The 5,606-nt window shown below is 71.8% G+C and carries 6 protein-coding genes and 1 pseudogene; 4 read left to right on the forward strand and 3 right to left on the reverse strand.

What is annotated here, in order from left to right; all coding sequences use genetic code 11:
• The 3 genes from ACFV0Q_RS37560 to ACFV0Q_RS37570 all read right to left on the reverse strand — a co-directional run.
• The coding region (locus ACFV0Q_RS37560; protein ID WP_385011985.1) for an NADH-quinone oxidoreductase subunit C at positions 1–548 on the reverse strand (548 nt) is incomplete at its 3' end.
• Positions 545–1,123 (reverse strand): NADH-quinone oxidoreductase subunit B, encoded by a 579-nt coding sequence (locus ACFV0Q_RS37565; RefSeq protein ID WP_385011987.1) that lies wholly within the window; start codon positions 1,121–1,123, stop codon positions 545–547. The genes ACFV0Q_RS37560 and ACFV0Q_RS37565, both read right to left, overlap by 4 nt.
• Complete coding sequence (locus tag ACFV0Q_RS37570; protein WP_266574617.1) at positions 1,114–1,533, reverse strand: NADH-quinone oxidoreductase subunit A; 420 nt, start codon at positions 1,531–1,533, stop codon at positions 1,114–1,116. Before ACFV0Q_RS37570 ends, ACFV0Q_RS37565 begins: the two co-directional genes overlap by 10 nt.
• 156 nt (positions 1,534–1,689) lie before the next feature.
• Between ACFV0Q_RS37570 and ACFV0Q_RS37575 the strand changes: the two genes are divergently transcribed.
• The 4 genes and pseudogenes from ACFV0Q_RS37575 to ACFV0Q_RS37590 all read left to right on the forward strand — a co-directional run.
• Positions 1,690–2,850, forward strand: a complete 1,161-nt coding sequence (locus ACFV0Q_RS37575; protein WP_385011989.1) for a sensor histidine kinase — start codon at positions 1,690–1,692, stop codon at positions 2,848–2,850.
• A gap of 213 nt (positions 2,851–3,063) precedes the next feature.
• The gene (locus ACFV0Q_RS37580) at positions 3,064–4,377 is read left to right on the forward strand and encodes a sensor histidine kinase (protein WP_385011990.1); all 1,314 of its coding nucleotides are present in this window, start codon (positions 3,064–3,066) and stop codon (positions 4,375–4,377) included.
• Positions 4,378–4,527: 150 nt separating this feature from the next.
• Complete coding sequence (locus ACFV0Q_RS37585) at positions 4,528–5,187, forward strand: response regulator transcription factor (protein ID WP_030241187.1); 660 nt, start codon at positions 4,528–4,530, stop codon at positions 5,185–5,187.
• 200 nt (positions 5,188–5,387) lie between these two features.
• Positions 5,388–5,606, forward strand: a pseudogene (locus ACFV0Q_RS37590) (2-oxoglutarate ferredoxin oxidoreductase subunit alpha); the annotation flags it as partial.

Below are 5,606 nucleotides of genomic sequence, written 5' to 3' on the forward strand. Positions count from 1 at the left end.
GGGTCCGGTACGCCCGGCGGGAGCATCTGGCGGCGCTTGGGGGCGTCCGGGTCGTGGGCCTCGCCCGGCTCCTTGGCGCCGGGCCAGGCCTTGGCGACGCGCGCCGCCAGGACGAAGTCCTTGCGCAGCGGGTGGCCCTCGAAGTTCTCCGGGAGCAGGAGGGGGACCAGGTGCGGGTGGTCGGTGAAGACGACCCCGAACATCTCGTACGTCTCCCGCTCGTGCCACTCCGCCCCCGCGTACACCGCGACGGCGGACGGCAAGGAGGGGGCGCCGTGCGGGACCGTCGTGCGCAGCAGGAGGCGGCGTACGCGGTGGTTCTCCAGGGAGACGACGTGCGCGCAGATCCGGAAGCCGGTGCCCGGCTCGTCGACCGCGCTCAGCCAGTCGAAGTAGGTGCAGCCCAGCTTGTCGCGGGCGATCTCCAGGGCCGGGATCCAGGAGCCGACGGGGACGTCGACCGTCAGGACGTCGTACGCGTACGAGCCCACGGCCTCGGCGCCGAAGACGGTCGCGGCCGCGTCGGGGAGGGAGTCGTAGAGGTTCACGCGCCCGCCTCCGGGGGCGGGACGAGCCCGCTGGTCAGCTGGGAGACGGAGGGCGTGGCCGCGTACCGCTCCGCGAGGGACTCCCGGGCGATCTTCTCCTGGAGCTTGAGGATCCCCTGGAGGAGGGCCTCGGGGCGGGGCGGGCAGCCGGGCACGTAGACGTCGACCGGGATGATCTGGTCGACGCCCTTGGTGACCGAGTACGAGTCCCAGTACGGCCCTCCGCAGTTGGAGCAGGCGCCGAAGGAGATGACGTACTTGGGCTCCGGCATCTGCTCGTACAGCCGCTTGACGGCCGGGGCCATCTTGTCCGTCACCGTGCCCGAGACGATCATCAGGTCGGCCTGGCGGGGGCCGGGCGCGAAGGGGATGACGCCGAGCCGGATGAAGTCGTGGCGGGCCATGGAGGCGGCGATGAACTCGATCGCGCAGCAGGCGAGGCCGAAGTTGAAGACCCACAGGCTGTAGCGGCGGCCCCAGTTCAGGACCACCTTCATCGGCTCCGGGGCGAGGCGGGAGAGGACTCCCAGGCGCTTGGGCTCCGGCAGCATCACGGGCTCCGGTGTCACGTCCATTCGAGGACGCCCTTCTTGTACGCATAGAGCAGGCCGACGGCCAGGAACCCCAGGAAGATGAACATCTCCACCAGGGTCGTGGCGCCGTAACCGGCGGCGGCGAACACCGTCGCCCACGGGAACAGGAAGATCGAGTCGACGGCGAAGATGACGTAGAGGAAGGCGTAGACGTAGTAGCGGACCTGGGTGTGCGCCCAGCCCTCGCCGACGGGGTCCACGCCGCACTCGTAGGTCAGCAGCTTCTCGGGCGTCGGGACCACGGGCCGCAGCAGGCGGCCGGCGCCGAAGGCCACGGCGACGAAGAGCACGCCGAGGACGGCGAGCAGGCCGACGACCGAATAGCTGCGGAAGTAGTCCGCGGCGGTCACGGTTTCGGTCAAGGTCACGGTCGATACCGTTGGGTCGGGCACGTCCGTTCCTCGCTCCTCGGCCACTGTCGACGATCTGGATGATCTGGTACGGACGGGAGTCTAGGGCCTGGGCCGCACGGGGTGGGGTTATCCCCCGTTCACTGCCGCCGGGCCGCCCCATGGCATCGGGCGGGCGGAATTGGCAGGCTGTGCCGCATGACCGCGAACGATCAAGCCCAGTCCCCTCCTCCCGTGCGTCCCGCGTACGACGCGGTCACGTGGAAGGAGATCGCTCATCTGCTGGGCAATCTTCCGGTGGCGTTGATCGGTTTTGTCTATACGGTCTTCATGGTCGCGACGGCGGGTGGCCTGTCCGTGACCGCTGTCGGACTGCCCCTGCTCGCTTGTGGTCTCTACGGGTCCCGTCAGCTCGGCAGGCTCGAACGCGCTCGGGCGCGGGCCCTGCTGGGGGTGCGGGTGGCCGAGCCGACCCCGTTGCCCGGACCGCGGCGGGCGGGCGGGTTCTTCGCCTGGCTGTGGGCGGGTATCAAGGACCCCGTGGGCTGGCGGACCGTGCTGTACGAGCTGGTCCGGCTGCCGTGGGGGGTGCTGACCTTCACGGTAACGCTGACGGGGCTGTTCGTGCTGTGGCCGGTGCTTCCCTACCTGGTCCGCGGGATGACGAACGTGGACCGGGCGCTGGTACGGGGCCTGCTGTCGCCCTCGGACGAGCTGGAGCGGCGCATCGCGGAGCTGGAGACGGGCCGCGGGGTGGTCGTGGACACGGCGGCGGCGGACCTGCGGCGCATCGAGCGGGACCTGCACGACGGGGCGCAGGCGCGGCTGGTGGCCCTCGCGATGGGGCTGGGTCTGGCGAAGGAGAAGCTGCTGGAGGACCCCGAGGGGGCGGCGGCGATGGTCGACGAGGCGCACGGGGAGGTCAAGCTCGCGCTGCAGGAGCTGCGGGACCTCGCCCGGGGGATCCATCCGGCGGTGTTGACGGACCGGGGGCTGGACGCGGCGCTGTCGTCGGTGGCGTCGCGGTGCCTGGTGCCGGTGAAGGTGGCGGTGGACCTGCCGGCGCGCCCGGCGGAGGCGATCGAGGGGATCGCGTACTTCGTGGTGTCGGAGCTGTTGCAGAACGTGAGCAAGCACGCGGCGGCGCGGTGTGCGGGCGTCGAGGTGTGGCGGGCGGGTCCCCGGCTGCTGATCCGGGTCTCGGACGACGGGCGGGGCGGGGCGGACGTGCGGGCGGGGTCGGGGCTGGCGGGGCTCGCGGAGCGGTTGCGGGCGGTGGACGGGGTGTTCGTGGTGGAGTCCCCGGAGGGCGAGGGCACGGTGGTGACGGCGGAGCTGCCGTGGCGCGACCGCGCGTGATCGGGGCTTCCTGAACGTCGGGGCCTGCGTCCGGGGTGGACGGGGGCCCCGTCGGCGTACCCGGGCCCGGCCCCGCCCCGACCTCGCCCCCCGGCCCCCGGGTGGGTGGGGTTAACCCCCCGGTGGAGACGCCGACCCGCCGCATGGTTCCCGATAGGGCCGCGCGGCAGGGTGGATCCGGTCAAGCGGTGCGAGGAAGGGCGGGTCGGGATCATGGGCAACGGCAAGGGCGGCGGCGGGGGCGGACTCGCCACGGTGCTGCGGGCACCCGTGGCGGCGCGGACCTGGCGGGAGTTCGGCTTCCTGCTGGTCGGGCTGCCGCTGAGCACCCTGTACTTCTGCCTCGCCATCACCGGCGTGGCCCTCGGCGCCGGACTGCTCGTCACCTTCCTCGGGATCCCCGTCCTGGCCGGCGTACTCGCGATGTGCCGGGGCTTCGGCCAGGTGGAGCGGAGCCGGGCCCGTGCGCTGCTGCGGATGCCGGTCGCCGGTCCGGCGCCGGTCAGGGCGGGCAAGAGCGGGGCGCTGGCCGCGATGGGGGCGCTGCTCAAGAACGGGAGCGCCTGGCGTCACGTGCTGTACTCGGTGGTCCACTTCCCGTGGGCGGTGTTCTCCTTCTGCCTGGCCCTGACCCTGTGGGCGTACGGGTGGAGCTCGCTGCTGTACCCGCTGTGGTTCTGGGTCTTCCCCGCGTACACGAACCAGCCGGGCCTCCAGCTGTTCCAGAACGACGAGTACACCTTCTACCTCGACTCCCCGGTCGCCATCGCCGCCACCTGCCTGGCCGGGCTGCTCGTCACCCTCGCCACCCCGTGGGTGATCCGGGCGCTGACCGGCGTCGACCGGGTCCTCATCGGCGGCCTGCTCGGGCGCTCCCGCCTCGACGACCGCGTACGGGAGCTGGAGTCCGACCGCGGGGTGGTCGTGGACACGGCGGCGGCGGACCTGCGGCGCATCGAGCGGGACCTGCACGACGGGGCGCAGGCGCGGCTGGTGGCCCTCGCGATGGACCTCGGGCTGGCGAAGGAGAAGCTGACCGAGAACCCGGAGGCGGCGGCGCGGATGGTGGACGCGGCGCACGGTGAGGTGAAGGTCGCCCTCCAGGAGCTGCGGGACCTCGCCCGGGGGATCCATCCGGCGGTGTTGACGGACCGGGGGCTGGACGCTGCGCTGTCGTCGGTGGCGTCGCGGTGCGCGGTGCCGGTGCGGGTGTCGGTGGATCTCCCGGCCGCGCGGCCGGTGGCGGCGATCGAGGGGATCGCGTACTTCACGGTCTCCGAGCTGTTGCAGAACGTGAGCAAGCACGCGGCGGCGCGCAGTGCGGGCGTCGACGTGTGGAAGTCCGGGGAGCGGCTGCTGCTGCAGGTCTCCGACGACGGGCGGGGCGGGGCGGACGTACGGGCCGGGTCGGGGCTGGCGGGGCTCGCGGAACGGCTGGACGCCGTGGACGGGGTGCTGGTCGTCGATTCACAGGAGGGCCGGGGCACGACGGTGACGGCGGAGCTCCCCTGGCGGGCCCGGCCCTGAAACTGCCTCCGCGTACACGCCCGTTGGCCTGGACCGGCCCTCGTTCGGGGTTCGGGCTGGGATGCTTGGCCGGGGCGGGGGAACCCGGCCCGCCGGGAACTGGTCCCGGGTGACGAGTGGACGCGGGAGCTGCTGAACGTGGAAGACAGGGTGCGGGTGGTCATCGCCGAGGATTCGGTGCTGCTGCGGGAGGGCCTGACCCGGCTGCTGACCGACCGGGGGCATGACGTCGTGGCCGGCGTCGGGGACGCGGAAGCCCTGATCAAGACGGTGGCGGACCTCGCGGCCGAGAACGCGCTGCCGGACGTGGTCGTGGCCGACGTACGGATGCCGCCGACGCACACCGACGAAGGCGTACGGGCCGCCGTGCGCCTGCGCCGCGAGCACCCCGGGATCGGGGTGCTCGTGCTGTCGCAGTACGTGGAGGAGCAGTACGCCACCGAACTGCTGGCCGGTTCCAGCACCGGGGTGGGGTATCTGCTGAAGGACCGCGTGGCCGACGTCCGGGAGTTCCTGGACGCCGTCGTCCGGGTGGCGCGGGGCGGTACGGCCCTGGATCCCGAGGTCGTGGCCCAGCTGCTCGGCCGCAGCCGCAAGCAGGACGTGCTGGCCGGTCTGACCCCGCGCGAGCGGGAGGTGCTGGGCCTGATGGCGGAGGGACGGACGAATTCCGCTGTAGCCAAGCAGCTTGTTGTGAGCGACGGGGCCGTCGAGAAGCACGTAAGCAATATCTTCATGAAGCTGGGCCTGTCCCCGAGTGACGGGGATCACCGGCGCGTTCTGGCCGTCCTGACCTATCTGAGGTCTTGATCAGCTGACACTCTGTCAGGTAAAGCGGCGCCGGTGAGGGCCGGGGGGTTTGGAATATTCGCGTAGAGCACGACGTCTGTCGGACAGACCGTCCCGAAACGGACGGTCCAGAATGCGGGCGGATCCGGGGCCGAAAATCCTCACGGACGTAGGGTTGGCCTTGGGAACGAACGCCCGCGCCTCGAAGGAGGTCCAGTTCAGTGACCAGCCAGGTCAGTAGCCCGGCCGAGCAGGCCGACGGGGCCGGTGGATCCATCGGCGAGCAGCGCGGCGAGCCTGCGCCCGATGGAGCCGGCAAGGAAATCCGCCGCGTCGATCGTGTGATCATCCGTTTCGCGGGTGACTCCGGTGACGGTATGCAGCTGACGGGTGACCGTTTCACGTCGGAGACGGCGTCGTTCGGGAACGACCTGTCGACG

The organism is Streptomyces sp. NPDC059564, assembly GCF_042735575.1.
Lineage (GTDB): Bacteria > Actinomycetota > Actinomycetes > Streptomycetales > Streptomycetaceae > Streptomyces.

Excerpts from the sequence above, each read along its gene's own strand:
- ACFV0Q_RS37565 (WP_385011987.1), bottom strand. The coding sequence starts at position 1,123 with ATGGACGTGACACCGGAGCCCGTGATGCTGCCGGAGCCCAAGCGCCTG.
- ACFV0Q_RS37580 (WP_385011990.1), top strand. The coding sequence starts at position 3,064 with ATGGGCAACGGCAAGGGCGGCGGCGGGGGCGGACTCGCCACGGTGCTG.
- ACFV0Q_RS37575 (WP_385011989.1), top strand. The coding sequence starts at position 1,690 with ATGACCGCGAACGATCAAGCCCAGTCCCCTCCTCCCGTGCGTCCCGCG.